Below are 25,628 nucleotides of genomic sequence, written 5' to 3'. Positions count from 1 at the left end.
TTTTTCCCAGCGAATTCCTCCGCAATTTCCGGTGCCCCAGTGTTGCGGTCGCTCAAGTCCGGCGCCGGAGCGGCTACTCTCGAATCTATGCCGGTATGGTCCAGGACGTCACGTGCAAACGCAGAAAAGAAGGCAGAAGTGTCAGTTGGTCAAGGCCACCCGGAAGGCTCGGAGGAGCTTCGTAAATGGCTGTCCGGGCTCAAACCCGTCACCGGCGCGGACACGATGCTCCGCTTCACCAAGACGCCGGAAGGTTCCATCGACCTCACCTCGGCCCACCCCTCGGGCCTTGCCCAGCTCATGGCCGGGCGCCGCACACGCCTGTCCACCCTGATCCGTGACCGGCAGCAGTACGTGGTGGCCGCGAGGGCGTCGCGCAACATCCGGTCAAAGATCTTCGAGCTCGCCAACGACCGCGGCATCGACGCCGGATACCTGTCGGCAGGCACTGTGGTGTGGACATCCGCCGTCGGGGGCAAACCCCAGCGCGTGTCAGCCCCGGTCATGCTGACCGCCATCTCCCTGACGGTTCGCCCCGGGGAGGACGACTTCGAACTGCAGCTCACCGAACAGGCGCAGATCAACCCCGCCCTGGTGCGGCACCTGAAAAACATCCACGGGATCGTGTTCGACGTCAACGCCGTGACCCGGCTGGCCTACAGCACTGCACGGTTTGACCCCCAGCCCGTCCTGGACCGGCTGGCCACCCTGATCCGGCCCATCCACGGCGCTGAAACCCAGCACAACCTGCTGGTCTCCACCTTTGCGGACCTCTCCGGCAACCTCGACGACCCCTGGATCAACGATTCCCACCCCATCGTCTCTGCGCTGGCCACCGCCGCCGGCGGCGAAGTGGTGGACGTCGAGGAGCCGGATCCGTCCCGCTTCCCGCACCTGGACAACAGGCACCCCAAGGACGAGCTGCTGCTGCTGGATGCCGACACGGACCAGCAGTACGTGGTCGATGCGGCCCGCGCAGGGGACTCCCTGGTGGTCAGCAGCCCGCCCGGCACCGGCCAGACCCAGACCGCCATCAACACCATCGGCGCCCTGGTGGATGCCGGCAAGACAGTGCTGGTGGTGGGAGATCGCCGCGCCAGCCTGAACGAGGTTTCCGGACACCTGGAGTCGTTGGGCCTGGAGTCCATCCTCTTCCAGCTGACCGGGAACGTCACCGCCCAACAGCTGAAAGGCCAACTGGTCCGGGCAATCGTCCGCAATGAAAAGTCCCTGGAACCTCAGCTGGGTAACCTGCACACCACCCTGACCGAACACCGGCACGCCCTGATGGACCACGTGGCATCGCTCCACAACGTCCGCGAGAGGTGGGGCTGCTCCCCGTACCAGGCCATGCAGTCGCTCGCTGAGCTCACCTCGATCCACCCTGCCCCGGCCACCACCGTCCGGCTCAAGCGCAGCGTCCTGGACAGCATCCGGGACCGCGAGGAGCTGGCGGGCCGGCTGCGGCGCGCCGCGGAACTGGGCAGCTTCAGCAAGGCGGCCACCACCAGCCCTTGGCACGGAGCCAGGCTGCTGACCCGGAAGGAAACCGAGGAAGCCCAGGACCTGGTCCGCTCGGTGGCCAAGAGCCTCCCCGTCCTGCGCGACCGCATGGACGCCGTTGCCGAGCACGCCGAAATCCGCCTGGGCGAATCCTTCGCGGAGTGGGGCGAGCAGCTGGAACTGCTGGTTGCCGTCCGGGGCAGCCTGGACAAGTTCACCCCGGACATCTTCGACCGGCCCGTGACAGACCTGATCTCCGCCACGGCGCCGTCCGCGTGGCGGCGGGAGCGGGGCATCGAGCTGACCGCCATGCAGCGTTCCAGGCTGCGCCGGGTAGCCAAGGAATACGTGCGTCCGGGCGTCCACATCGCGGACCTGCACTCGTCCCTGGTGCTGGTCCAGGAACAGCGTGCCCTCTGGGCGGGCTACGCCACCACGCAGCGCCATCCCGCCGTTCCCTCCGGCCTGGCCGAGATGAACGCCATGTACCGGTCCCTGGACCAGGAGCTGGCACAGCTGGGCGAGGCCCTGCAGCACACCGAAGACGGCGGGGCTTTGTCCACCGTTCCCTATGCGCAGCTGATGGACCGGCTGGAACGCCTGGTGGCGGACACCGATACGCTCAAGACGCTGCCCGAACGCACACTCCTCATTGAGAACATGCGCGAACACGGCCTGGGCGAACTCCTGGCCGACCTCGCCGAACGGGAAGTTCCGGAAGGATCCGTCGCCGCGGAGCTGGAGCTGGCATGGTGGCAGTCCGCGCTTGAGGCAATGATCAGCGGAGACGACTACCTGGCGATGTCCGACGGCGACGCCTTGCGCCAGCTGGAAGCGGAATACCGACTGGCCGACAACGCCCACATTGCCAGCGGCGCCGCCCGCCTGCGGTGGGACCTCGCGGAACGGTGGCGGACAGCCATCGCTGCCCAGCCGCGCCAGGCAGACCTGCTCCGCAGCCTGCTCAAGGACGGCCGGGTGTCCCTGCCTTCCCTCACCGCGCAGGCGCCTGAGCTGATCGGCACGCTCGTCCCGGTCTGGTCCGTCAGCCCGTACCTGATGACGGGCCTGCTTCCGGCAGAACAGCACTTCGACGCCGTCGTGATCCTCGACGCGGAGGCCACCTCCCTGCAGGCCGTCCTGCCGTCGATTGCCCGGGCACGGCAGGTGATCGCCTTTGGCGATCCGCGCATCGCCACGCCGCGGACGTTCACGGTTGGGGTGGAGCGGCTTGCACCCGGCGAGTCCGCCCACCACCGCGTCGAGAGCGCTTTCACCGCGCTCTCCGCAGTGCTGCCGGTGTGGCGGCTCAACGTGGTGTACCGCGCAGTGGACGAGGACCTGGTCCTGCAGCTCAGCAAGAACTTTTACGACGGCGGCCTGCGCCGGCTGCCCGAAGGCCAGTCGGCCACGGGGCTGGACCGGTCCCTGCTGGTGGAATACCTGCCGGACGGCACCGGCCTTCCCAGTGCCGACCATGAGGGCGTGGAGTCCGTGGTGGCCGAGGTCAACCGGGTAGTGGAGCTGGTCTTCGAGCACGCCCGCCTGCGTCCGCGGACGTCCCTCGCGGTCGTGACCGCCAGCCTGCGGCACGCGGCCAGGATTGGCGAGTCCATCCGGCTCCAGCTGTCCAACCAGCCGGGCCTGGCCGGATTCTTCGGCGCCGGCCCGGAGTCCTTCCGGGTGGTGGACCTGGAACGCGCCCAGGGCCTGGTCCGCGACCATGTCATCTTCTCGCCGGGATTCGGGCGGACCCCGCACGGGCGGGCCCTCCACAACTTCGGGCCGCTGTCTGCTGAAGGCGGCCGGGAGAAGTTTGCCCTGGCCATGACCCGGGCCCGCCGTTCCCTGCACGTGCTCACGTGCTTCCGGCCCGAGGACCTGGACCACACCCGGCTCACCCATGGGGCGGTGGACCTGTACGCGCTGCTGGACCGGGAACTTTCCGGCAACACGGATCTTGGCACCCCCGCGTCCCGCGCCGCCGCCAGCGAACAGGCGCTTGGCGCGGACCCGTTGGTGGCGGACCTGGGCGACCGGCTGCGTGCCCGGGGCGCAAGGGTCTGGCACCAATACGACGGGGCAATCGATGTAGTGGCAGCCGCCGACCCCCTGAATACCATGGGCCAGGAGGACTCCGAGATTCCACGGCCTGTGGCCATCGAGTCCGACGGCACTGCGCAGTACCGCACCATGAGCGTGCGTGAACGCAGCAGGCTGCGTCCGCAACTGCTGGAACGCCTTGGCTGGCGGTACATGCCGCTGTGGACCATCGAAGTGTTCACGGACCCGTCGTCCTGCGCAGACCGCATTGCAGGCTATCTGGGCCTGGAGAACATGGTGCTGCCGGGAAGGACCCACCAGTCTGTGGGCTTCCTTGACGACGACGTTGACCAGGCGCTCAATGGAATTGACGCCGCGCCGTCCGCCGGAGTTTCCTACCTGCCCGGGGATCCCGGCACAGGCCGGAACGGTGACAGCGGAAACCAGGAAGCGGGATCCATGACCGAGGAAAAGAAACCTGCACACGGCAGGCTTGAGGAAGACGGCCGCGAGGAAGACATGCGCCAGGACAAGATCCAGGACGGGCAGGCAGAAACAGTTACCGGCGGGGACGTTCCTGCAGGCCCGGCCGAAACGGGTCCGGCGACCCGGGCGGTTACAGGCGGCGCTGAAGAGATCCTCCCGAGCAAGGCCGCAGAGGACGACGCCCGCAGCTGGGGTGACCGTGAGGATGACCACGACACGTGGTTGAAGGAACAGAAGCCGCCGCACTGGGGCTGACCGCCACAAGGTTACGGCGGCCCGACCAGGACGAAGAACAGCCGGCCTTGGGTTGACGCTCCGGCCAGGCGTGATGCTTGTTCGGCGGTGGCTGCCACCACGATCAGTCCGTCCGTCTCCGTGGTGCCCAGCCACTGGCCGCTCTGGCCGCCCTTGTTGGAGGTCCACAGTACGGGGACCGCCGACGCCAGCACCTCCGACGGGCCCTGCTGGTCGAACCCGTTGGCTGATGTGAGCACAACGTTGACCAGCTGTCCGGGGGAGACCAGCTGAATCGACGAGGCATCCGCCATCCGCAGTGGAACTGCGGCTGAACCGGGCGGCGTACCTGCCAGGAGCCCGGGACCCACCAGCTGGGCATCGGTGAGGAGCTGGCCCTTGCGCATGGGTGCGGCGAGCTGTTTGCCGGTGGCGGCGGCATCATCCCGGAGGAAGCCGTCGGCCACCATGCCAGGGGGCACCTGGACTCGGACCACGTCCGCGTCCGATACGGCGGTACCGGCAGGAAGATCCCGGGCAGCGGCCAGGGCCGTGGCGGTGGAGAGCGGGGCAGGAGTGAGCTGCTGGACGGCGATGGCGGCAGCTGCGCACAACAACAGTGCAGCGGCGAGCCGGCGGTTTCGGCTCAACCAAGCGGCAATACGCGCGGCCAGTGGGCGGTTCCTGGGGCTGCGGCCAGCGCCTGCAGGGCCCGAAGAATACCGGAGGGCGGCGCGGCGGCGGGGAAGTAAGGGCATGCGCCCACGCTAACTCCGGGCGCACGCGCAAGGGGGCCGGGATGAGGCCTATGTGGACAAAAGCGGCCGGACGCTGGAAAGCGCCGGCCGCCGTCGTGAAGTCTGTGCCGGACTAGCTCGCGGCGGCTGCGGGCGCCGGCGCGGCGGGGGCAGCAGCAGGCGCGGCCGGAGCCGCGGCGGGCGCGGGGGAAACCGAGCTGCCCTTGGAATCGCGGGAGTCCGTGCGGTAGAAACCGGAGCCCTTGAAGACGACACCGACGCTGTTGAACTTCTTACGCAGCGTCCCCTCGCATTCAGGGCAGGACGTCAGGCTGCTGTCCGAGAACGACTGGACGATGTCGAAGGCGTGGCCGCAATCCTTGCAGGCGTAAGCATATGTTGGCACTGGTGCTCCTCCTCTTGGGCAAACGAGAGGTCCCGTGCTGCCACCTGGTAAACCATTAGCAGTCGCAGGGCCTGAGTGCTAATTCTATCACTGTGCACGGAACGCCCGTGCTCAGGCGCCACCCGCCAGGGGCCGGTACCCGGAAGGAACCAGGACGGCCGGGACCGGACGGTCGAACTCCTCGGCCGGGATCCGTCCGGCGGGCAGCAATTCATCGTCGTAGATAACAGCGGCCAGCGGAATTTCCTTCCCGGCCGTAGCGAGGTGCCCCAGGAACTTGTCGTAGTAGCCGCCGCCCTGGCCAATCCTGTTGCCGGCCAGGTCCACGGCTGTGGCGGGAATGAAAAGCACAGCGGCGTCGCCGGCGGTTTCGGGCCCATGCCGGTGCCCCGCAGGTTCCAGGATGGGCGCGTACCTGCTGCGCTCGAAGCCGGTGTCCGGAGTCCAGAACACCCAGCTCAACTCCCTGGCCGGTTCGCACACCGGAAGCAGGACCTGGTGGCCGCTGCGGTGCAGGGCGTTGATCAGCGGCAGGGTGGGTGGTTCCTGCCCCACGCCAAGGTATACGCAGGCTATCCCGGGACGGCCTTGCGTCACCGATCCAGCCCAGGCTTCCCCATGGGTGGCCAGGGCCTGGCCGGCAGCTTCCAGTTGTGCCGGCATCAGGCCTGCCCGCCGGTGCCGGTGGGCGGCCCGGATCCTGTCCTTGACAGCGTTAGTCTCCTGCAGCATGTTGTCCTCCCTGAAGCCCGGTGTTCCGCGGCGTTGAAGCCCCGTGCCGGCCTTCGGTGCCGGGGGTTACTGAAATACTTGACGCTGACGTTAGATTAGTCCGGTGAACACCAGTAATCCCAGAGTCCGCAAAGCCGTCATTCCCGCAGCGGGCCTGGGCACCAGGTTCCTGCCTGCCACCAAGGCCATGCCCAAGGAAATGCTTCCCGTCGTGGACAAGCCTGCCATCCAGTATGTGGTGGAGGAAGCCGTCCACGTGGGCCTCAACGACCTGCTGATGATTACCGGCCGCAACAAACGCGCCCTCGAAGACCACTTCGACAGGGTGCCATCCCTCGAATCGACGCTGGAGGACAAGGGCGATACGGAAAAGCTTGCGTCCATCCAGGCCGCGAGCCAGCTGGGTGACATCCACTACGTTCGGCAGGGCGATCCCCACGGCCTGGGGCATGCCGTCCTCCGGGCGAAGCAGCACGTGGGCGATGAAGCCTTCGCGGTGCTGCTGGGCGACGACCTCATCGATGCCCGCGACGAACTCCTCAGCATCATGATCGACGTACAGGCGAAAACCGGAGGGTCCGTCGTCGCACTCATTGAGGTGGAACCCTCCCAAATCAGCGCCTACGGCTGCGCCGACGTCCAGGCCATCGAGGGCGAGGATTATGTTCGCGTCAACCGGCTCGTCGAAAAGCCCTCGCCGGAGGAAGCCCCGTCCAACCTGGCGCTGATCGGCCGATATGTCCTGCACCCCGCCGTGTTCGAAGTCCTCGAGCACACGGAGCCGGGCCGCGGAGGCGAAATCCAGCTGACGGATGCCCTGCAGGAACTTGCCTCCGGTGACGGCGAGGGACATGGCGTGTATGGCGTGGTGTTCCGGGGCCGCCGTTACGATACCGGCGACAAGCTCAGCTACCTCAAGGCCTGCGTCCAGCTGGCCATCGACAGCGATGACCTGGGACCCGGCCTGCGGGAATGGCTGCCGGGCTTCACCGCCGGCCTCTCCCGGTAGCGCCGTGCGCACAGGTCCCATCTGGCCGGCCACCCTCGAGTGCGGCGACTTGGTCCTGCGGCCCATCCGGTACCGGGACAAGAAAGAGTGGACTGAAGTACGGTCGCGGAACAGTGAGTGGCTGGCCCCGTGGGAGGCCTCCAACCCGGACCCGTCCGGCGGCCTCCCGGACTACCGGCACATGGTCCGCTCGCTCAACCTGCAGGCTGCACAGGCTACCGCCCTGCCCTTCGTCATCACGGAGTGGAGGCCGGGCCTGAGGAATCCGGCCATCGTGGGCCAACTGACGGTGTCTTCCATCGTCTGGGGTTCGGCCATGATGGCAACGTTGGGGTACTGGGTGGACCAATCCCGGGCGGGACGGGGGATAGCCCCCACATCCGTGGCGCTGGTAACGGACCACTGTTTCCGTACGCTTGGCCTGCACCGGATGGAAATCAACATCCGGCCCGAGAACGGACCCAGCCTGCGGGTGGTGGAAAAGCTGGGGTTCCGGGACGAGGGGTACCGTCCCCGTTTCCTGCACATCAACGGCAAATGGGCGGACCACCGTTCGTTCGCCCTCACCTCCGAAGAGGTCCCGGAAGGCCTGTTGGGTCCGTGGCTGGCGTCGCGCCGGTCATAAATCCAACGGTTTGCCAGTGGGGGCACGACACACCGCAGCTAATGCGGCCTGAGCAGGCATGATGCTCATACGGTTTTGAGTGTGGACTTCCCCCTTAGCAGCTCAGTGATCCTTGTGGTTGCCGTCGCGCTCTGGATTGTATGGGTTGCCCCTTACGTCCTCCGGAACCGCAGGCACCAGTTCCAGCCCGCCGGCGAGTTCCTGGCAGACGCCCCCGCCGATGAAAGGCCGGATCCGCATGCCGGCCTGGTCCTGAACGTCGCCGCCCAGCAGGAGAAAGCCATGGAACCCAGGAAGAGTGCCGCATCCGTTGCCGGCACTGCAAGCACCCCACCTGCGGCGCCGTTCCGCATACGCTACGGCCGCACTGGCCTCGCCCTTGTGGGACTCCTCTCCCTGGTGACCGCATTCATCTCAGGTGTGCTGCTTCCCTTCGGCATCGGTTCGCCGGCTCTGCCGATTACCTGCACCCTGGTGACCGTCGCATCCGTCGCACTGCTGCGGTGGCTCGCTGTCCGCGACCGCAAGGCGAGGGTGAACGCTGCCTTCCGCTCTGCCATGAGTGCACCCGCGCGCCGGCCGGAAGACACCGTAGCCCTGCCGGTGAAGCCCGAGGCCGCCCCCGTACTGCCGGAAAGCCAGCTTTTCGACGCCGAGGCGGGGGAGCCAAAGGCCAAGCCGCTGACCGCCATGGAGCTTCGCGAAGCCGCCCTCGCCGTCGCCGTGGCTGCCGGCGACACCAGCGCAGCGGCAGCTGTTCCGGCCGCTCCCGCCAGCACCCCCTGGGAGCCGGTGGAGGTCCCCAAGCCCATCTACGTGGAAGCCCCAAAGGCTGAGCGCCCCGAGCCGAAGCCGCTTGAGCTTCCCGAAGCGCCCAAAGCAGTTGGCAAGCCTTCGCTGAAGCAGGGTGCTTCCGCGGCGCCGGCGGCAGAGACAGTTGCTGCGGCGGAAGCACAGCAGTTGTCCAAGGCTCAGAGCGCCCTCAGCAACCTCGACGACGTCCTGCAGCGCCGCCGCGCATAGGGCCCGGCCGCGCCTTGCGTTCCTCTCCCGCGCATTGCGCGCGTCAATTGGCGTTGAGCGGGGAAAATTTGTAGCCTAGGGACACCGGTTCCGCACCGGCGGGCAGATGCCCGTCAAGGCGTGGATACGTCCGGGGCTATAGCTCAGTTGGTAGAGCGCTTCGTTCGCATCGAAGAGGTCAGGAGTTCGAATCTCCTTAGCTCCACCATTTGCAGGCACCCGGCCGGTTCCGACGGCTGCCTGGTCCCCCCTCAGGACAACGAGGGATTCCCGGACCTTTCCCCCAGATAGCGCACGAGGTTGGGCGGCCGGTAGGTGGGATCGGCATCATGCCGCTTCAGAGCCGACTCTGCCACCCGTTCGTGCGCAGGATCGGTTGACCCTATGGGCCTGACGTAGGCAGGAAGCATTTTCCAAAAACCAACGCGGGATTCCTGGATCGGCGGATACTGGTCGGATGGCTCAGCCGGCGCACCTGGCACGACCCCGGAGGCATCGGGGCGGAAGGCAAGCCCTGCGCTCCGGGTGCGTTCAACGATCCATGCCAGGGCAATGTCGGACAGCAGGGTGCTCCGGTTTCCGCCGCCTACGTCGCCGTGCGTTCCGGTGAACCATACCTGTTCCAGTCTCTGGCTGCCCGGGTCGCCCTGCGGCTGCCAGAGTGTCGGGGCGAAAGGCTTTCTTTTCTCATCGATTGCCAAGGCCTGGAACGCGTTGTCGACGGTAGCGGACAGCGCGGTGTCGTGGAAGGCAAACCTGCGGTTGTACCTGTCAATGACAGGTACCCCGGTGAGCGGGATGCCGAGCGACCCCACGGTGTCCCATACCGCGATGCAATGGATCCGGGTCTCATGGGAGAAGGACCGGCGGAAGAGGGTGGCTTCCACCGAACGCGGGTTGGTGGTGGCAGTCCGGTCCCTGTAGAGGCTGTAGGCGTCGCCCAGCCGTCCCCGGAAACGCCGGCGCAGGATGCCCGCGTTCCTGATTAGTCCAGCGGTACTGCGGGCTGTGTAGGCGCCGCGGCTGAAGCCCAGCAGAAACAGCTCGTCCCCGGGCTGGAAGTTGCCCATGATGAAACGGTAGGCGGCAAGGATGTCGTAGGAGAGCCCTGCGCCGAAAGCGCCTCCACCGAGACGGTCGTGTCGTCCGGCGCCCACGCCGCGATGGTAGAAGACCTTCTGTTCAATGTCGGTGCCGTTCTTGTCCCTGCCGGCCGGGGCGATCCCCAGGGCGAGTTTTGTGACATTGGTAGGGCACGGCTGCCCGTCGTCCGCCTGGTCGGGGGTTGCCCACGTTCCATCGCAGCAAACTACTATGCGCTTGGCCATTTCGTCTTCCAGGGAATCCGACCCTCGCCTGTCCGCGGTCACGGCTTCCATCGGTATACACCCGCACGGGCTTCCCGTCCATACATTCTTTAACGCCGGCGGCTGGGTTGTTGTGTGCCCGGCCCCGGGGGCTTAGCTTGGAGTGAGCAGCGGGCGGAACAGTGTCAGGAGCCCCGGGATGAATGGGACAACAGTCGGCGCCCTGAGGGATTTCGGTGCCCGTGACGTGGCCCTGGCCGGTGGAAAAGGCGCCAACCTTGGCGAACTGGTGCGCGCCGGCTTTCCGGTTCCGCCCGGGTTTATAGTGACCACCAGGGCATACGTTGCCATGCTGGAGGAATCCGGGGTGGGCGGCGAGCTTGGCCGGTTGCTCAAGGCCGGCGCGGCGCCGGCGGAGATCCGTAGTCTTTTCACGGAGGCAAAGATGCCGGACCGTGTCCGCAAGGACATTGCCGGGGCCTATGCAGCCCTGGGCGGGAGTCCGGTGGCGATCCGTTCCAGCGCCACCGCCGAAGACCTGCCAGGCGCCACATTCGCCGGGCAGCAGGACACCTACCTGAATATCCATGGCGGGGCGGCGGTGGTCCAGGCAGTGGTGGATTGCTGGGCGTCGCTGTGGACGGACCGGGCCATTGCCTACCGCGGCAGGCAGGGCGTGGACCCCGGCGGTGCAGCCATGGCCGTCGTCGTCCAGGAAATGGTGCGCGCCGACGTAGCGGGCGTTATGTTCACCGCCAACCCCATAACGGGTGAGCGCAACGAAATCCTCATCGATGCAAGCCCCGGACTGGGCGAGGCAGTGGTTGCGGGCGAGGTCATCCCTGAACGGTATGTCCTGGACCGGGCGGGCGGGATACGCGCTTTCAGGCCGGGCCGGCATGAGGTGGTTATCCGGGCAAGGACCGAAGGCGGTACCGAGAGGTCCGTTGGGGCGGGGGAATCCGTACCCGGACTCGGGAGCGGCCAGGCGGCTGAGCTGGCACGGTTGGCGGTGGGCGTGCAGGGCCATTTCGGCCGACCCCAGGACATCGAATGGGCGATTGCGGGCGGCCGTGTATTCCTGGTGCAGGCCCGGCCCATAACCGCCCTGCCCCCGCAGCCATTGCGGCTCAACCCGATCCAGCGCCTGCTGGCTCCCTTTTTGCTGGAGATGTTCCAGGTCCGCCCCTACCCCCTGGACGTTTCCGGATGGATGCAGCGCGGCATCCTGGCCATGCTCCACGGCATAGCCGGCAGCGTGGGTGTGTCATTCCCGCCCCTGGAGAAGCTGTTGCCCGAAGAGGACGGCGTGGTGGTGCGGCTGGTTCCGCCGGTACCCCGGCCCACCCTGCGGACGCTGGCAGCCCCGCTGTCCCTCATCCGCCGGGCCAGGCGCTACGACCCTTCCCGGTGGACCCTCGACAGCAGGTTCACGGCCTTTCTGGACAACGTCAGCGGGCTGGCGGCCCAAGACCCGCGCCCGCTCTCCTGGCCGGGAGTCGTTTCGCTCGCCACTGAGGCCTTCACCACCATGCGGGGGATCACCGAACTGAGGATCTCGTACCTTCCAAGGATACTCCTTCCGCAACTGGAATTGCGCCTGATGCTGCTGCCATTGGGCAAGCTGAAGCTTGCACCCGCACTCATCGCGGGTGCGGAAACCCGCACCAGCCAGGCCAACACGGCGCTGGAGAATCTGGCTGGCCAGGTCAGGTCCAGTCCGGCCCTGAAACAGGCCTTCAGCAGCCTCCCACCGGGCGAACTGCTGGCCGCCCTTGAGCACCGCCAGGAGTTCGCTGGCTTCCGGTCCGCGTTCGAAGGTTTCCTGGCCGAGTACGGACACCGCGAAACGGTGAGTGTTGTGCTTAGCAGCGCACCCACCTGGTCGGACGCCCCTGAAGTGGTGCTCGGGCTCATCACGTCGATGATGGGTGACCGCCCGCCGGTCCGGGACCAGACCGGCGAGGCGCTCGCGGACCTGATGCGGCATCCTGCCCTCCGCGTGCCCGTCCTCCGCCGCCACGTCCTGTCCGCTGTCCAGGCAGCCAAAGCCGGGGTGGCGTTCCGGGAGGACAGCCACTTCCATGCCACTAAAGTGCTGCCGCCCCTGCGCCGGGCGCTGCTGGAGCTGGGGCGCCGCCTGGCCGTCGCCGGAGTTTTGGCGGACCCCCGGGAGGTCAACCACCTGCGCTTCGAGGAGTTGGCTGCAATGCCCGACGGCGGCGCGTTGCCGGCGGACGAGCGGGAACGGTACCGCCGCCTGGTGCTGGCAAGGGCTGCCAAGCGCAGGGAGCTCGAGGGTATCCCGCTATTGGACCCCGTTTCCCTGTTCGCCGGCTCCCGGCGGCCACACGGGGTGCTGGCCAGCGGCATGCCGGCCAGCCGCGGCCAGGCAACGGGGACAGTGCGGGTGATCCGCAGCCCGGAGGAATTCGGGTTGCTCAGGAGCGGTGAAATCCTGGTCTGCCCCTACACCAACCCATCCTGGACACCACTGTTCCAGCGTGCTGCTGCGGTGGTGGTGGATTTGGGCGGTGCCGGCTCCCATGCCGCGATCGTCGCCCGGGAGTACGGCATCCCGGCTGTCATGGGCACGGGCAACGGTACCAGCGCCCTGTCCGACGGGCAGGCCGTGATGGTGGACGGAAGCACGGGGCGGGTCACCGCGGCCTGACCCAAGGCCACACTGTCGGTCGGGCGCGGACGATGCGGGCAGTCCACTGGGCAAAATCCACTTGGCAAAACGCGGGCCCGATGGACGGCCCGATTGAATCATGGGGGCCTAGAGTGGGGCCCATGGGAATCATCATCGGCCTGCTGGTCATCTGGCTCATCCTGTCCATCGTCGGCTTCGTCGTGAAGGGCCTGCTCTGGCTCGCCATCATCGGCCTGGTCCTCTTCGTCGCCACCGGCGTCTGGGGCTGGCTAAAGCGCAGAACCAACGCCTGACGGCATATCCGCCGGCCTGGCCAATGGCTGCCGGTCCGGCCGGCGGTGAAGTCCTTACTGCCAAAAGGCCCTAGCCCTTCCGCATCCGCGGCTCCACGCTTTCTCCATGAGCCTCATAGAGCCCGCCGCCGGTCCTTTGGCGTTGGTCCCACCGGTCCGCCGGGATACCCCTGCCAACCGCGCCCTGCACCCTGACCGTCCCTGGATCCGGTCCGTCCGCATATCTGTCGGACTCTTTGTGCTCGCTGCACTGGTCCAGAAGACGTTCGACGCCACCCTCCCCGGCAATGACGTGGATGTTCCCCAGCTGTACTCGGAGTTTACCGTCCAGGGAAACCTTGTATTGGGGCTCGTTTTGATTGTTTCGGGCGTCCGGCGGCGGGCCCGGCTTCCGCGCTGGTGGGACCACCTTTTCGGAGCCCTGGTCCTGTATCTGGTGATGACGGGCATCATCTATGTGGTGCTGGTGGCTCCGCCGGGAGAACCGTGGTGGAGCTGGGATCTGTACTGGCCCCAGATGGTCCACCACCGCCTGGCCCCGCTGGTGACGGCGCTCGACTGGCTCCTGGTGACACGGACGGTCCGCGGGACGTGGTGGCGGCCGCTCGCTTGGCTGGGCTATCCGGTGGCCTTCCTTGCGTTCTCCTGGATCCGCGGGGGCCTTGACGGGTGGTACGTCTACGACTTCCTTGATCCCACGCTCGACGGCGGGTGGGCCCGGGTGTTCGTTTCCACGGCCCAGGTCCTGGTTGCGTTCCTGGTTGTCTCGGTCCTCGTCCACGCGGCGGGCAACGCGCGGGCGGCGCTGGCGGCGGGAAAGGGACGGCGGGGCCGAAACCCCTAAATCCAGCCCTTCTTTTTGAAGATTCCGTACATGAGGGCCCCGGCGGCAACCATGAGGACCAAGGCGTAGGGATAGCCGGCGGCCCAGTGGAGCTCGGGCATGTTGTCGAAGTTCATTCCGTAGATACCGGCCACGAATGACGGCGCGAACAGGATTGCTGCCCAGGAAGAGATCTTCTTGACTTGTTCGTTCTGCTCGGCGCTGGCCTCGTTCTGCCGGTTGGCGGTCAGGGTTCCGTCCAGGGTCAGGGCGTTCTGCAGCAAGTCCCGGAACGAGTCGGCCCGGGAAATCACCCGCTCCACGTGGTCCTCCACGTCGCGCAGGTTGTGCCGCAGTTCGGTTTCCACCTCGTACTTCTCGAAGCCCCGCTTCAGCTGGTCCAGCATTTCCGGCAGGGGGTGGATGGCGCGCTGGAACTGGATGACTTCGCGGGCCAGTTCATAGATCCGGCGTGACACTGAGGAATCGCCGCTGAAGAGCTGGTCCTCGATTTCGTCAATATCGTTCTCCAGGCCCGCCACCACCGGCGCGTAGTCATCCACCACCCGGTCCAGCAGGGCGTAAAGAACAGCTTCAGGCCCGTGCTGGAGGAGGTCCGGCCGTGCCTCCAGCCGTTGCCGGACCCGGGCTACGCCTGCCGTTTCCGCGTGCCGGACGGTCACGACGAAGTTCTTCCCGGTGAAGACGTGGAGTTCGCCGAACTCCACGGTCTCGTCCACATCCAGGTACCGGGCCGGACGCAGGACGGTGAAGAGGTTGTCGTCGTACCGTTCCAGCTTGGGCCGCTGGTGTGCCGAGACGGCATCCTCCACCGCGAGGGCGTGCAGCCCGAACTCGTTGGCGACGGCGGTCATTTCTTCCGCAGTGGGACGGTAGAGCCCGATCCATGCCATGCCGCCGTGCCGGGCCAGGGTCTCAAAGGTCTGCTCCAGGCTTTCGGGCTCGGTGTGGCGGACGCCGTTGACGTAGACGGCGTTATCGATGATGGTCATTCAGGAAATCCTAGCCGGGGCGGCGGCACTGCTAAGGCCACTGATGAGCGGCTCGGTCCGGTACGGAATATGGGTGTGCAGGGCCAGGACGGTCTCTGTCCGGATGACTCCCTTGATTCTCAGGACCTGGCGCAAGGAGGACTGGAGGTTGTGGGTGTCGGTGGCAACCACCCGGCACCAGACGTCCCCGCGGCCGGAGATCTCATGGACTTCCAGGACCTGCGGGATGAGGCGCAGCGCCGCCACGACGCCGTCGAGCTCACGGTGGGAGACTTCGATGGTGACGAAAGCCACCACGTCATAGCCCACCGCTTCGAGATCAACTTCGCGGCCGCCAGGGCGCAGTACGCCGGTGCGGAGCAGGCGGCGCACGCGCGACTGGGCGGTGTTACGGGCGATGCCCAGGGAGTCGCTGAGCTCTCCGATCTGGATCCGGGGATCCCTGATGAGGGCCAGGAGGATCTTCAGGTCTGTGGGGTCCAACTTGTTCAAGATCGTCACTCTCCATCATGCGGTGATCCGTAAGTTGATGATTTTGCTCAATTATCCACCTCATTTCGGATGGATAGCGCAGCGGTGCCGCACTCTTGAACCAACACTGTTGTATCCGCGCCGGGCTCCCACAAGGACCACCCGCCGCGGCGATCCCTAAGGCGGCACAATGACGGTCTTCAGCGAACTGCGCATGCGTCCGGTACCGGCCACGCCCACCGGGTGGAATGCCTCCACCACGGCGCGGCTGGTGATTTCCGGGGCGGCCATCTTCATGCTCCTGGTGGGCGCCAACCTTGCCACGCCGCTGTACCCGCTGCTGCAGGCCAACCTGGGACTGTCCAGCCTGGAGGTGACCGCAGCTTTCGCCAGCTATGTCTTGGCACTGGTGGGAACCCTGCTCCTGGCCGGGCACTGGTCGGACCATATCGGCCGGCGGGCCGCCCTCCTGGTCGCCGTGCTGACCGGACTGGCGGGCGGCGGAATATTTGCCGAAGCCCAGTCGCTGGCGGCCCTGTGCGCCGGCCGGGCCCTGCAGGGTATCGCAGTGGCGCTTGCCACGGGAGCCAGCGCGGCTGCCCTGCGTGAGCTGCTTCCCTCGCGGCCGGAATGGGCCTCGCGCTTTACCTTGCTGGCCTCTTCAGGGGGAGTTGCAGCCGGCCCTGTCATCGGCGGCCTGCTGTCCCTGCTTCCCGGCGCCACCACCGCTCCCTATGCCGTCCATTCGCTGCTGCTCGCCGGGCTCCTGGTGCCGCTCTACCTGATCCGTGCCCGCCCCGCCATCATGGTTCCCGCGGTGTCCCGGCCGCTGCATGTCCTTGCGCCCCGCCGGCCCTCCGTGTCCCGCCAGGCGAGGGGCGCTTTCTGGCTGGCATCCGGCGTCGGCTTCCTCAGCTTTGCCGTGTTTGGCTTCTCCCTGTCCCTGGCCCCGGGTTACTTCGCCCAGGTCCTGGGCACGGACTCCCGGCCGCTGATCGGCGTTCTCGCGGGCCTGCCGCTGGGTGCCTCGGCCTTGAGCCAGCTGGTCACCGTGCGGGGTCGCCTGACCGTGCCCGCCGGCCTGGCCGTCCTGGGCGTCTCCGTCATGCTGCTGGGGGCCGCCGGGACCTGGCATAGCCCCGTGATGCTGGTGGGCGCCGCCGTTGCCGCCGGAGTGGGTCAGGGGCTTGCATTCCGGACCGTCTTCAACGATGTGGCGGCGAGGGTGGAACCGGCCCGCCACGCGCAGATCATCAGCACCGTCTACGTCATCACCTACCTGGGAAGCGCGGTGCCGGTCCTGGGGCTGGGCTGGGCCAGCGCCGCGTTCGGCATGGCAGTGGCCGTACAGGGCTTCGTCCTGCTGTGCGGCGCAGCGGCCCTTGGCCTTGCGGGGGTGACGCTGGTCCAGTCGGCAAGCCGGCACGCCGCCGCCTGAGCCATGGCCGCTGGCGCCGTTTCCGCTTCTAGTCCGGAAGCGGGCCGTGGTTGCCCTGGATGTGTTCGAAGACGAGGGTGGTTTCGGTGTGCCCCACCACGGGGTCGGTGGCCAGGTTGTCCAGCACCCAGTCCCGCAGGTCTTCGGTGCTCCCGACGGCGATGTGCAGCAGGTAGTCGACCGAACCTGAGGTGTGGAAGGTGGACAGCACGGCGGGCAGGTGCGGCACGCGGGCGGTGAAACGGTCGATCTGGTCCCTGTCGTGGGCGCGGAGCCGGACGGCCACCAGTGCCTGCACGGACCTGCCGATGGCTGACAGGCTCAGCTTCGCCTCGTAGCCCTGGACAATGCCCCGCTCCGAAAGGGCACGGGTACGCATAAGTGCCGTCGAGGGCGCAATCCCCACCATCTCGGCGAGTTGTTTGTTGGAAATCCTGGCATCCGCCACCAGTGCGGCGAGGAGACGCTCGTCGATGGCGTCCAGCGGCTCCAGGTGCGCCCCGGGCCTGGTGTTCCTTGAATTCGTGCTCACTGCGGTTCCTTCCAAGCGGTCCTGGTTCATCCTAAACCGCAGAATCGCCGCGAGCTGCGCAGCAGGCGCGCGTCAAGCCGAACATCCAAACCCTCACAAGGCCTTGTGAAGTTGGTTAATTCGCCCGCGGCGCCCCTGCTCAGGAGCCGCGTTGCTCCGCCGGCGGATGTACGACGGCGACAGTTGCCGCAGTCAGGCACGCCAGGACCATGACGGCTCCCGCAAGGGCGTTCCAGCCCCAGGCCTGGAAGACCAGGCCGCCGGCCCAGCCCAGCAGGCTGGAACCCAGGTAGTAGGCGAGGTTGTACAGTGACGCCGCCTGCGCCCGTCCGGTCCTGGCGATGGCGCCCGTCCAGCCGGAGCCGATGCTGTGGGCTGCAAAGAAGCCGCCCGTAAACACCACCAGCCCGGCCAGGATCAGGACCAGGGACTGGGTAAGTGTCAGGGCCAGTCCTGCCAGGGCCAGCGCAAGTCCTGCCAGCAGCACGTTCCGGCGGCCGTACCGCGTGGTCATCCCCGCCGCCCAGCGGGAGGAGAACGTGCCGGAAAGGTAGGCCAGGAAGATCAGGCTGATCACCGTGGCCGGAAGCCCGAACGGCGCACCGGACAACCGGAAGCCCAGGTAGTTGTAGACCGCCACGAACCCGCCCATCATCAGGAATGCCTGGGCGTACAGGGCCAGCAGCCTGATATTCCGCAGGTGGCCGCCGAGGGTCCTGATGGCACTGCGGAGCCCGGAAGCCGGGGCCGGGACGAAACCCCGGGCGCGGGGCACCAGGACAAGGAATGCGACGGCGGCAACCGTCGCCAGCAGGGACACGGCCAGCGCCGCGGACCGCCATCCCCAGAGCTCGCCGACCGGCCCAGCCACCAGCCGGCCGGACAGTCCTCCCAGGGTGGTGCCGGCCACGTAGCTTCCCGCGGCCAGGGCGGCGTGGGCTTTGCTGACCTCCTCGTTCAGGTAGGCAATGGCAATGGCGGGTATGCCGCCCAGGGCCATTCCCTCCAGCAGCCGCAGGACCAGCAGCATGGTGAAGCTGGTGGACATCGGCACCAGCAGCCCCAGGATGGTGGCCGCGGTGATGCCCCACATCATGGCCTTCACCCGGCCGATCCGGTCCGCCAGGAAGGACCACGGGATCACGGTGGCAGCCAGGCCGACGGTTGCGAGGGAAATGGTGAGGGCGGCCCCGGCGGCCGTGATGTGCAGGTCGGCCGCCAGGAGGGGGAGGACCGCCTGGGTGGAGTAGAGCTGGGCGAAGGTCGCCACACCCGCGCAGGACAGGCCGGCCAGGATCCGCCCGTAGGCCCTGGATCCTTTGGTATGGCCGTTCCAAAGGGGGGAAGCGTCAGTGCCGGCGCTTGCGTTCGGTGGCATCCGCCCAGCGTAGTCCGCCGTCGATGGATGCTTCCAATGCATACCTCATGCAAAACTGATAGCAGGATTGGATTGCTTGCCGCAAAGGGAGAGGCCGTCATGGAACCCGACCGGAAACAGCTGGCGCAGCTGCTGCCCCTGCTGCCGGTACTCGCTGAGCTGGGCCGGACGGAGCATGTGACGGAGACGGCGGAGCTCCTCGGAGTACCCCAGTCGACGGTGAGCCGGGCACTGGCGAGGGCAAGCGCCGCCGTTGGTACGGAACTCCTGGTCCGGGACGGCCGGGGAGTGCGGCTGACTCCTGCCGCCCGGACACTGCTGCCCTACATCGAGCAGGCACTCGCGGAGTTCCAGGCCGGACTGGACCTGGTGCGCAGTGAGTCCGAGGTGGTCAGGGGCACCGTTGCCGTGTCTTTCCAGCACACCTTCGGCGAGGCAACCCTGCCGCTGCTGATCAGCGCCTTCCGTGCCCGGCATCCCGGGACCGGCTTCCGGCTCAGCCAGGGCGCCCGGGACACCTGCCTGGACGAGTTGGCAGCGGGGGAGGCGGACCTGGCCCTCACAGCACCGGTGGCGCCGCCCGGCAAGAACCTCGACTCGGCGCCGCTGTACCGCGAGCCGCTGCGCCTGGTGGTGCATCACGCCCATCCGCTCGCCCGGCAGCGGATGGCCCGGCTGGCCGACATCCGGACGGAGCCGGTGGTGGTGCTCGGGCCCGGCTATGGGCTGCGATCCCTGACCGACGCTCTTTTCCGCGAGGCCGGGTACCGTCCGCGGATTGCCTTCGAAAGCCAGGATTCCCACACCGTCCGCGGCCTGGTTTCTGCCGGCCTTGGCGTCAGCATCCTGCCGCCGGGCGGCGACGCTCCTGGCCGGACTCCGCGTCCCGAAACCGGGGACCTGGGGTGGGTGGAGGTTCCGCTTGACTCGGCACTCGCCTTCCGGGAAGTTGGCGTCAGCTGGCGGCGCCGGAAACCGGAAAGCGAGCCGGTTCCGGCCCGGCTTTTCCGCGAACTGGTGGTGGGGCAGGGGCCGGCGTTGCTGGCCGGGCTGGTTACCAAGGCAGGCCGTTGAGCCGGAAAATGTCCGACGGCGGCTGCTGGCTTCCGGTGCCGGGGCGGCGGGGCGCCAAACATCATGGGGCAAGTACCCTTGTGACGTGACAAACACCCAGAACCCCTCTGCCACTCCTTTTGACCAAGCTGCAGGCTCCCCGGCCAGTCCATTGCACGGCATCACGATCGGGCTGGACATCGGCGGCACCAAGACCCATGGCATCCGTTTCGAGGACGGCCTCCCCGTGGCCGACGAGTCGGCCGGAAGCTCCAACGTCCAGAATGTCAGCCGTGAGCAGGCGGCACGCAACCTTGCGGACCTGTTCGCCAGGATCGGCGGAGGTCACGTGGACCGGGTGTACGCGGGATCCGGCGGAATCGATACCGATGAAGACGCGGCGGCCCTGGCTGCGCTGATCCAGCCACTGGCTCCCGAAGCACGCGTCACCGTGGTCCATGACTCCCGCCTCCTGCTGGCCGCGGGCCGCGCAGCCACCGGAGTAGCGGTCATTGCGGGCACTGGATCGGCAGCGTGGGGACGCAATGCCGACGGCGGCGAGGCCAGGGCCGGCGGTTGGGGCTACCTGCTGGGGGATGAAGGCAGCGGCTACTGGCTGGGCAGGGAAGCGGTCCGGCACAGCCTCCGCAGGATGAACCAGGGCCTGCCCGTCGACCAGCTCACGGCGACCCTCCTGGCGTCCTGCGGTCTGGACCATCCCAACAAGCTCATCGCCTTGTTCCACTCACCGGACACCGGGAGGCGCTTCTGGGCGCAGCAGGCTAGGCACGTCGTGGAAGCCGCGGCCACCGGGCACCGGGACAGCGCAATATTGCTGGAGCAGGCCGGGCAGGACCTCGCTGCCCTGGCCGGCCAGGTGCTGGGCCAGCTGAAAATCGAAGGTCCGGTGATCCTGGGTGGCGGTCTCGGCATGAACGTGGCGCCCCTGCAGGAGTCCTTCCGCCGGAACCTTGCCGAAACCGGTGTGACGGAGGTCAGGGTGCTGGACCAGGAACCGGTGTTCGGCGTGCTGCAGTTGGTGGCCGAACCCGCTTAGCCCACGGAACGCTTCCGTGGCGTCAGCCGGACACCGGGGAGTGGGGGAGCGGGAATCCGGCCGGCCTCCGCCCCGGCATCCGGGCCGTGGCCCGGCACCAGGCCGTAGCGGGCTGCAGCCGCTTCAGCGTCCGGCAAGCCGGCCTGCGCTTCCCAGTCGTCCCTGGCCTTTTCCACTTCGTCATGGGTGCGGCCCACAAAGTTCCACCACATCAGCAGTTCCTCACCAAACGGCTCCCCGCCGATGAGCAGGAACCTCGTACCGGGAAGTGCCTCCACCCTGAGTTCGCTGCGGCCGGTGCCCAGGTAGCCCAGCGGTCCCGCGGGCAGGTCCTGGCCGTCCACCGCCAGGCCGCCGTCGAGCACCAGGATGCCGTGCTCAAAGCCGGGGTTCAACGGCAGCGCCGCGTCCCCTTCGCAGGAAACGTCCGCGCCGACGATCGGCGAAAACACTCTTGCGGGGGAGGCCACCCCTGCAAGCTCTCCCACCATGACGGTCGCCGTGAAGCCCGGGCCGGCGGCGCGCGGCAGTTCGCGGTGCTGCTCGAATGCAGGCTCCCGGTGCCGGTCCCCGTCAGGAAGGGCAACCCACAGCTGCAGGCCCCGCTGCAGCGGCAACTCCCCGCCGCCGGCAGGCAGCACAGCGAACTCGGAGTGGGATACGCCGTGGCCTGCTGTCATGATGTTCAGCTCCCCGGGACGGACCACCACGTCGCTGCCCACGCTGTCCCGGTGGTGGATGTGCCCCGCCAGCGGCCAGGTCACCGTCTGCAGCCCGATGTGCGGATGGGGAAGGACGGACATCGCAGTCCGGTCCGGGCCGAAACTGTCCAGGAAGCACCAGGCCCCGATGGTGGGGAGGCCGCGCTGGGGCAACGTACGTTTGACGTTCATGGCGCGGACCCCGCCCAGGGGCACTTCGCGTTCAGGCCACAGCTGCAGGCAGGGGCCGGACGTCCCTCCTGCGGGGGCGGGCGGGCAAACTTCCTGCTGCGGCGAAACTTCCAAGTTGGTCACGCCTCCACTTTAGGCCGGGCTGCGGCGCCCCGACAGGAGCCACTGTGTGTGCGGATCCTGCGGAACCCATCCATCCCGGTTGGGGTTCCGAATGGTTACAGTAGGGATTCCTTTGCGCGGATTAGGGCCTCAGCTGCTGAAGCCTGCCACCGTTTGGGCTACCGTAACTATCAGCGTGCTTATGGCAATGTCGCGGTGCTGGGAACAGCCCGTCCAAGAGAACAGGTAAGTCCGCACCATGGACCAGGCGATGATCGAGTTCCAGAGCGTTACCAAGCAGTATCCGGGCGGCCAGCCGGCTGTGGACGGGTTGTCCATGTCCATCGCCAAAGGTTCCGTCACCGTCTTTGTGGGTCCTTCCGGCTGCGGCAAAACAACGTCCCTCAGGATGATCAACCGGATGGTGGAACCCACATCAGGCACCATCACCGTGGACGGCCGGGATGTCACCTCGGTGCCGGCGGCGGAACTGCGGCGGTCCATGGGCTATGTAATGCAGTCCGCCGGGCTCCTGCCCCACCGCTCCGTCCTGGACAACATCGCCACCGTTCCGCGCCTGAACGGGGTCTCCAAAGCGGACGCCCGGAAGCGTGCCCGCGAACTCCTGGACGTGGTGGGCCTGGCGCCGTCGCTTGGCGGGCGCTACCCGTCGCAGCTTTCCGGCGGCCAGCAGCAGCGTGTGGGCGTGGCGCGCGCCCTCGCTGCGGACCCGCCCGTGCTCCTCATGGATGAGCCGTTCAGCGCGGTGGACCCCGTTGTCCGCGATGAACTCCAGCACGAGCTGCTGCGACTGCAAAAGGATCTGGCCAAGACCATCGTTTTCGTGACCCACGATATCGATGAGGCCACCATCCTGGGCGACAAGGTGGCTGTCTTTGCCACCGGCGGCAGGCTGGCCCAGTACGCCTCGCCCGAGGAGATCCTGCGGGCGCCGGCCAACAACTTCGTGGCATCCTTCGTGGGGCGCGACCGCGGCTTCCGCCACTTGGGTTTTTCCCCGTCCGACGGCGTGGCGATCCACCCGGTGCCCACGATCATCCGGGCCTCGGGAGGGTACGAGTCGGATTCCAGCGCTGCCGGCGGCTGGCAGCTGGTGGTGGATGCGGACAAGCGTCCGCTGGGATGGTCGGCACCCGGCACGGAGACTGAACTGATCCCCGGGGGTTCGCTGTTCCGTCCCGGAGAGAGCCTCCGCCGCGCCCTGGATGCGGCCCTGTCCTCGCCGTCCGGCCTTGGCGTTGCCGTGGACGCCGACGGCGTGGTCCTGGGGGTGGTCCGCGGCGGTGAGGTCCTGGCGTTGATCGAAGAAGCGCGCCAGGTGCGGCAGGCTGCCCTCTGATGGAATGGTTCCTGGCCAATACCGGCATGATCCTCGAGCGCGGCGGCCAGCACCTGGTCCTGGCGCTGGTCCCTATGGTCCTGGGCCTGCTCATTTCCATCCCGCTGGCACAGTTGGCGCGGCGAAACAGCGCCTTGCGTTCCGTGGTGCTGACAGCGTCATCCCTCCTGTACACCATCCCGTCCCTCGCGCTGTTCATCATCCTGCCCACCATCCTGGGCACCCGGATCCTCGATCCCCTCAACGTGGTGGTGGCGCTGACCATCTATGCGGTGGCCCTGCTGGTCCGCGCTGCCCTGGATGCCTTTGATTCCGTAGACGCGGATGTCAGCCAGGCCGCGCAGGCCATGGGGTTCAAACCGGTGGCCCGGTTCCTCCAGGTGGACCTGCCGCTCTCCTTGCCGGTCATGTTCGCCGGCCTCCGGGTGGTGTCCGTCAGCAACATCTCGCTGGTCAGCGTTGCAGCCCTCCTGGGCGTCGGCAACCTGGGCATGCTCTTCACCGACGGCCTGCAGCGCGATTTTGTCACCGAGGTGGTGGTGGGCATCGTGGCCATCCTGATCCTCGCGTTGCTCATGGACGCCATCCTGGTCCTGCTGGAACGCGTGCTCACTCCCTGGGAGCGGGCCGGAAGCCGGAGGGACCGCAGTGCAGGGCGTCTCCCATCGGAAGCACCTGCCGCAGCGGAGCGCTTTGCACGGCCGGAGACCGGCGGTGGAAACGCGTGAGTAACGTCTTCGCCGATACCTTCGCCTGGCTTTCGGATCCCCTGCACTGGTCCGGAAGCATGGGCATCCCCGTCCGGCTGGGGGAGCACCTGCAGTACACGGGGCTTGTCATGCTGATCGCCACCGCCATCGCGGTTCCCGTTGGTCTCTTCGTGGGGCATACGGGAAGGGGACGCGTTGCTGTCGTTGCCCTGGCCGGTGCCCTGCGCGCCCTGCCCACCCTCGGCCTGCTGATCCTGTTCGTACTGCTGGCCGGCATCGGACTGATGCCCCCCATCTGGGCCCTGGTGATCCTCACAGTCCCGCCGCTCCTGGCCGGAACCTACGCCGGGATCTCCAGTGTGGACCGGAACGTGGTTGATGCTGCCCGCGCCATGGGCATGACGGAGCTGCAGGTCCTGTTCCGGGCCGAACTGCCCAACGCCCTCACCGTCATGTTCGGCGGGTTCCGGACCGGCGTGCTGCAGGTGATCGCCACTGTCTCGGTGGTGGCGTACATCAACCTCGGCGGACTGGGCCGGTATCTCTTTGACGGACTGGTCCTCAGCGACTTCCCCCAGATGCTGGGAGGTTCCCTCCTCATCGCTGTGCTGGCCATCGCCGTCGACCTCGTCCTGTCCCTGTTCCAGAGGCTGTTCCTCACCCAGGGCGCCTCAAGACTGTCCCACCGCAGCCAGGAGGCCGCGGTTGAACTCACAGACCCCGTAGTTGCGGAGACTGTTGTACAAGGAGGTAAGTCATGAAAGATAGCCGTCCCCAGCGCCTCGGCAGGCGGGCGTTCAGCGGCCTTGCCGCCGGGCTTGGCCTGGCAGTGGCGCTGTCAGCCTGCGGCGGTTCGTCCGATCCGCTGAAGAACGCGCCCGCATCCAGTGCCGGCGCTTCCGGCGGAGCCACATCCCTGGTGGTGGGTTCCGCGGACTTCCCGGAAAGCCAGATCATCGCCGAACTGTACGCCGGCGCCTTGAACGCCAACGGAATCACCGCCACCACCAAACCGAATATCGGCTCCCGCGAGGTCTACTTCAAGGCCGTCCAGGACGGTTCGGTGGACGTGGTGCCGGACTACAGCGGCAACCTGCTGCTGTACGTGGACAAGGAAGCCAAGGAAGTCTCCGCAGGGGACATCGCCAAGGCGCTGCCGGGCAAGCTGCCGGACGGGCTCGGGGTCCTGGACGTCTCCAAAGCCGAGGACAAGGACGCCATGGTGGTCACCAAGGCGACCGCGGAGAAGTACCAGCTGAAGTCCATTGAGGACCTGGCCAAGGTCTGCAGCCAGATTGTCGTGGGAGCCCCGGCCACCTTCGCCGAGCGCGCTTACGGCCTGCCCGGGCTGAAGAAGAACTACAACTGCGAGCCCAAGAAGCTGGAACCCTTCAGCGACGGCGGTGGCCCGGTGACGCTCAAGGCGCTGCTGGAGGACCAGGTGCAGGTGGCCGATATCTACACCACCACGCCGTCCATCGCGGACAACGACCTCGTGGTGCTGGACGATCCCAAGAACAACTTCATCGCCCAGCAGGTCCTGCCGCTGTATAACAAGGCCAAGATGACGGACAAGGCCAAGGAGGCACTGGATTCGGTGTCCAGCACCCTCACCACGGATGACCTGATCAACCTCAACCGTGCCGTCAGCGGCAGCCAGAAGCAGGACGCCAAGACGGCAGCAACCAACTGGCTCAAGGAGAAGGGCATCGTCAAGTAGGTCCGCGATCCCTGCCCTTGGGCA

General features: G+C 67.3%; 23 protein-coding genes and 1 tRNA gene. 15 read left to right on the top strand and 9 right to left on the bottom strand.

Annotated elements, in window-relative coordinates; translation table 11 throughout:
• Nucleotides 1–87: 87 nt before the first annotated feature.
• Nucleotides 88–4,287, top strand: coding sequence for an AAA family ATPase (locus ACWRN3_RS07000; RefSeq protein ID WP_476740214.1), 4,200 nt, complete (start codon nucleotides 88–90; stop codon nucleotides 4,285–4,287).
• An 11-nt stretch (nucleotides 4,288–4,298) separates the two neighbouring features.
• On the opposite strand, the gene ACWRN3_RS06995 is transcribed toward ACWRN3_RS07000, so the two are convergent.
• The 3 genes from ACWRN3_RS06995 to ACWRN3_RS06985 all read right to left on the bottom strand — a co-directional run bounded on the left by ACWRN3_RS06995 (nucleotide 4,299) and on the right by ACWRN3_RS06985 (nucleotide 6,141).
• Complete coding sequence (locus ACWRN3_RS06995) at nucleotides 4,299–4,916, bottom strand: RcpC/CpaB family pilus assembly protein (protein ID WP_476740213.1); 618 nt, start codon at nucleotides 4,914–4,916, stop codon at nucleotides 4,299–4,301.
• Between the two features lie 220 nt (nucleotides 4,917–5,136).
• Nucleotides 5,137–5,409, bottom strand: coding sequence for an FmdB family zinc ribbon protein (locus ACWRN3_RS06990; RefSeq protein ID WP_255172769.1), 273 nt, complete (start codon nucleotides 5,407–5,409; stop codon nucleotides 5,137–5,139).
• A 111-nt stretch (nucleotides 5,410–5,520) separates the two neighbouring features.
• On the bottom strand, nucleotides 5,521–6,141 hold the full coding sequence (locus ACWRN3_RS06985; RefSeq protein ID WP_324642558.1) for a 5-formyltetrahydrofolate cyclo-ligase: 621 nt from the start codon (nucleotides 6,139–6,141) through the stop codon (nucleotides 5,521–5,523).
• A gap of 103 nt (nucleotides 6,142–6,244) precedes the next feature.
• Here ACWRN3_RS06985 and galU point away from each other — a divergent pair, with 103 nt between their 5' ends.
• From galU to ACWRN3_RS06965, 4 genes are all read left to right on the top strand, one after another.
• Complete coding sequence (gene galU, locus ACWRN3_RS06980; protein ID WP_324642557.1) at nucleotides 6,245–7,150, top strand: UTP--glucose-1-phosphate uridylyltransferase GalU; 906 nt, start codon at nucleotides 6,245–6,247, stop codon at nucleotides 7,148–7,150.
• A 4-nt stretch (nucleotides 7,151–7,154) separates the two neighbouring features.
• Complete coding sequence (locus ACWRN3_RS06975; protein WP_159631445.1) at nucleotides 7,155–7,775, top strand: GNAT family N-acetyltransferase; 621 nt, start codon at nucleotides 7,155–7,157, stop codon at nucleotides 7,773–7,775.
• An 81-nt stretch (nucleotides 7,776–7,856) separates the two neighbouring features.
• A complete protein-coding gene (locus ACWRN3_RS06970; protein ID WP_476740212.1) occupies nucleotides 7,857–8,798 on the top strand; it encodes a hypothetical protein in 942 nt (313 codons plus the stop codon).
• Between the two features lie 132 nt (nucleotides 8,799–8,930).
• Nucleotides 8,931–9,006, top strand: a tRNA-Ala gene (locus ACWRN3_RS06965).
• 43 nt (nucleotides 9,007–9,049) lie between these two features.
• Here the strand turns inward: ACWRN3_RS06965 and ACWRN3_RS06960 are convergent.
• Complete coding sequence (locus tag ACWRN3_RS06960) at nucleotides 9,050–10,126, bottom strand: DUF2235 domain-containing protein (RefSeq protein WP_476740211.1); 1,077 nt, start codon at nucleotides 10,124–10,126, stop codon at nucleotides 9,050–9,052.
• A gap of 178 nt (nucleotides 10,127–10,304) precedes the next feature.
• On the opposite strand from ACWRN3_RS06960, the gene ACWRN3_RS06955 reads away from it, so the two are divergent.
• The 3 genes from ACWRN3_RS06955 (at nucleotide 10,305) to ACWRN3_RS06945 (ending at nucleotide 13,898) form a co-directional block, all read left to right on the top strand.
• Nucleotides 10,305–12,779, top strand: coding sequence for a PEP/pyruvate-binding domain-containing protein (locus tag ACWRN3_RS06955; protein ID WP_476740210.1), 2,475 nt, complete (start codon nucleotides 10,305–10,307; stop codon nucleotides 12,777–12,779).
• A gap of 122 nt (nucleotides 12,780–12,901) precedes the next feature.
• Nucleotides 12,902–13,054 carry a hypothetical protein gene (locus tag ACWRN3_RS06950; protein ID WP_018760353.1) on the top strand — a complete coding sequence of 51 codons (153 nt, stop codon included), beginning with the start codon at nucleotides 12,902–12,904 and terminating at the stop codon, nucleotides 13,052–13,054.
• 106 nt (nucleotides 13,055–13,160) lie between these two features.
• Nucleotides 13,161–13,898 (top strand): Pr6Pr family membrane protein, encoded by a 738-nt coding sequence (locus ACWRN3_RS06945; RefSeq protein WP_255172763.1) that lies wholly within the window; start codon nucleotides 13,161–13,163, stop codon nucleotides 13,896–13,898.
• On the opposite strand, the gene corA is transcribed toward ACWRN3_RS06945, so the two are convergent.
• Nucleotides 13,895–14,890 (bottom strand): magnesium/cobalt transporter CorA, encoded by a 996-nt coding sequence (corA, locus tag ACWRN3_RS06940; RefSeq protein WP_255172762.1) that lies wholly within the window; start codon nucleotides 14,888–14,890, stop codon nucleotides 13,895–13,897. The genes ACWRN3_RS06945 and corA overlap by 4 nt on opposite strands.
• Complete coding sequence (locus ACWRN3_RS06935; RefSeq protein WP_255172761.1) at nucleotides 14,891–15,382, bottom strand: Lrp/AsnC family transcriptional regulator; 492 nt, start codon at nucleotides 15,380–15,382, stop codon at nucleotides 14,891–14,893.
• 169 nt (nucleotides 15,383–15,551) lie between these two features.
• Here ACWRN3_RS06935 and ACWRN3_RS06930 point away from each other — a divergent pair, with 169 nt between their 5' ends.
• The gene (locus tag ACWRN3_RS06930) at nucleotides 15,552–16,799 is read left to right on the top strand and encodes an MFS transporter (RefSeq protein WP_476740209.1); all 1,248 of its coding nucleotides are present in this window, start codon (nucleotides 15,552–15,554) and stop codon (nucleotides 16,797–16,799) included.
• Nucleotides 16,800–16,827: 28 nt separating this feature from the next.
• Here the strand turns inward: ACWRN3_RS06930 and ACWRN3_RS06925 are convergent, their stop codons facing one another.
• Entirely contained in the window at nucleotides 16,828–17,331 is a 504-nt protein-coding gene (locus tag ACWRN3_RS06925; protein ID WP_476740208.1) for an Lrp/AsnC family transcriptional regulator, read from the bottom strand.
• Nucleotides 17,332–17,470: 139 nt separating this feature from the next.
• Nucleotides 17,471–18,709: an MFS transporter gene (locus ACWRN3_RS06920; RefSeq protein ID WP_476740207.1), complete on the bottom strand. Its 1,239-nt coding sequence runs from the start codon at nucleotides 18,707–18,709 to the stop codon at nucleotides 17,471–17,473.
• 99 nt (nucleotides 18,710–18,808) lie between these two features.
• Here ACWRN3_RS06920 and ACWRN3_RS06915 point away from each other — a divergent pair, with 99 nt between their 5' ends.
• Entirely contained in the window at nucleotides 18,809–19,783 is a 975-nt protein-coding gene (locus ACWRN3_RS06915) for a LysR family transcriptional regulator (protein WP_476740206.1), read from the top strand.
• 85 nt (nucleotides 19,784–19,868) lie between these two features.
• Entirely contained in the window at nucleotides 19,869–20,819 is a 951-nt protein-coding gene (locus ACWRN3_RS06910) for an N-acetylglucosamine kinase (RefSeq protein ID WP_476740205.1), read from the top strand.
• Here the strand turns inward: ACWRN3_RS06910 and ACWRN3_RS06905 are convergent.
• Nucleotides 20,816–21,835 (bottom strand): pirin family protein, encoded by a 1,020-nt coding sequence (locus ACWRN3_RS06905; RefSeq protein WP_476740204.1) that lies wholly within the window; start codon nucleotides 21,833–21,835, stop codon nucleotides 20,816–20,818. The two genes, ACWRN3_RS06910 and ACWRN3_RS06905, sit on opposite strands and share 4 nt — an antisense overlap.
• Before the next feature lie 238 nt (nucleotides 21,836–22,073).
• Here ACWRN3_RS06905 and ACWRN3_RS06900 point away from each other — a divergent pair, with 238 nt between their 5' ends.
• The 4 genes from ACWRN3_RS06900 to ACWRN3_RS06885 are packed head-to-tail and all read left to right on the top strand — an operon-like array spanning nucleotide 22,074 to nucleotide 25,604.
• Nucleotides 22,074–23,174, top strand: coding sequence for an ABC transporter ATP-binding protein (locus ACWRN3_RS06900; RefSeq protein WP_324642547.1), 1,101 nt, complete (start codon nucleotides 22,074–22,076; stop codon nucleotides 23,172–23,174).
• A complete protein-coding gene (locus ACWRN3_RS06895) occupies nucleotides 23,174–23,902 on the top strand; it encodes an ABC transporter permease (protein WP_476740203.1) in 729 nt (242 codons plus the stop codon). The genes ACWRN3_RS06900 and ACWRN3_RS06895 overlap by 1 nt, the downstream gene beginning before the upstream one ends.
• Nucleotides 23,899–24,645: an ABC transporter permease gene (locus ACWRN3_RS06890; RefSeq protein ID WP_476740202.1), complete on the top strand. Its 747-nt coding sequence runs from the start codon at nucleotides 23,899–23,901 to the stop codon at nucleotides 24,643–24,645. The genes ACWRN3_RS06895 and ACWRN3_RS06890 overlap by 4 nt, the downstream gene beginning before the upstream one ends.
• A complete protein-coding gene (locus ACWRN3_RS06885; protein WP_476740201.1) occupies nucleotides 24,642–25,604 on the top strand; it encodes an ABC transporter substrate-binding protein in 963 nt (320 codons plus the stop codon). Before ACWRN3_RS06890 ends, ACWRN3_RS06885 begins: the two co-directional genes overlap by 4 nt.
• The last annotated feature ends 24 nt before the right edge of the window (nucleotides 25,605–25,628 follow it).

The organism is Pseudarthrobacter sp. rb (assembly GCF_056389225.1).
This window is presented reverse-complemented; position numbering and strand designations above follow the sequence as displayed.

Coding starts and splice junctions, on each gene's coding strand:
- ACWRN3_RS07000 (WP_476740214.1), top strand. CDS start 88: ATGCCGGTATGGTCCAGGACGTCACGTGCAAACGCAGAAAAGAAGGCA.
- ACWRN3_RS06985 (WP_324642558.1), bottom strand. CDS start 6,141: ATGCTGCAGGAGACTAACGCTGTCAAGGACAGGATCCGGGCCGCCCAC.
- ACWRN3_RS06960 (WP_476740211.1), bottom strand. CDS start 10,126: ATGGCCAAGCGCATAGTAGTTTGCTGCGATGGAACGTGGGCAACCCCC.
- ACWRN3_RS06955 (WP_476740210.1), top strand. CDS start 10,305: ATGAATGGGACAACAGTCGGCGCCCTGAGGGATTTCGGTGCCCGTGAC.
- ACWRN3_RS06950 (WP_018760353.1), top strand. CDS start 12,902: ATGGGAATCATCATCGGCCTGCTGGTCATCTGGCTCATCCTGTCCATC.
- ACWRN3_RS06945 (WP_255172763.1), top strand. CDS start 13,161: ATGAGCCTCATAGAGCCCGCCGCCGGTCCTTTGGCGTTGGTCCCACCG.
- corA (WP_255172762.1), bottom strand. CDS start 14,890: ATGACCATCATCGATAACGCCGTCTACGTCAACGGCGTCCGCCACACC.
- ACWRN3_RS06930 (WP_476740209.1), top strand. CDS start 15,552: ATGACGGTCTTCAGCGAACTGCGCATGCGTCCGGTACCGGCCACGCCC.
- ACWRN3_RS06920 (WP_476740207.1), bottom strand. CDS start 18,709: ATGCCACCGAACGCAAGCGCCGGCACTGACGCTTCCCCCCTTTGGAAC.
- ACWRN3_RS06915 (WP_476740206.1), top strand. CDS start 18,809: ATGGAACCCGACCGGAAACAGCTGGCGCAGCTGCTGCCCCTGCTGCCG.
- ACWRN3_RS06900 (WP_324642547.1), top strand. CDS start 22,074: ATGGACCAGGCGATGATCGAGTTCCAGAGCGTTACCAAGCAGTATCCG.
- ACWRN3_RS06895 (WP_476740203.1), top strand. CDS start 23,174: ATGGAATGGTTCCTGGCCAATACCGGCATGATCCTCGAGCGCGGCGGC.
- ACWRN3_RS06885 (WP_476740201.1), top strand. CDS start 24,642: ATGAAAGATAGCCGTCCCCAGCGCCTCGGCAGGCGGGCGTTCAGCGGC.